Below are 530 nucleotides of genomic sequence, written 5' to 3'. Positions count from 1 at the left end.
GGATGCGGGCGTCGCTGCAGCTACGCTGGCCATGGCCGTTGTCGAGCGCTTTCCTGAAATAGCCGGCCCGCGTTCTGTCTGGACCACAGGCCGCATCACGCTGGAGCCGGGCGCCCCCAACATAATTCCGAGGAAGGCAGAGATGCTGTTCCAGTTCCGGGATTCAGAGATGCCGGTGCTTGAGCGCCTCGATACGGTGCTAAGGGAACTGGTAGAAGAGACCGCGATCAGAACGGGCTGCCGGGCCGAGATTGAGCGGACCGCGACCGGCAAACCATGGCAGATGGATTCCGCCTTCCAGGCAGCGATAGAGAATGCGGCCGCGCGCCATGCTCCCGACGCCTACGTGAGGATGCCAAGCGGCGCCAGCCACGACGCACAGGTCGTGGCCCGGAAACTGAGGGCTGCGATGCTTTTCGTGCCAAGCATCGGCGGTATCAGCCATCACTGGACGGAAAATACAGACGATGCCGACCTCGTGCTCGGCTGTCAGGTACTGGCTGATGCCGCCGAGATGATCCTGCGTGGCG

The 530-nt window shown here is 63.2% G+C and carries 1 protein-coding gene; it reads left to right on the top strand.

The window, feature by feature from the left end:
- Positions 1-142 precede the first annotated feature (142 nt).
- Positions 143-530, top strand: a 388-nt coding sequence (locus tag NKI25_RS36415) for a M20/M25/M40 family metallo-hydrolase (RefSeq protein WP_353001013.1), incomplete at its 3' end; no start/stop codon positions are given.

This window comes from Mesorhizobium sp. M0808, assembly GCF_040320025.1.
Lineage (GTDB): Bacteria > Pseudomonadota > Alphaproteobacteria > Rhizobiales > Rhizobiaceae > Mesorhizobium.
The sequence above is the reverse complement of the archived record's forward strand: the minus strand, read 5'-3'. Positions and strand labels throughout refer to the sequence as shown.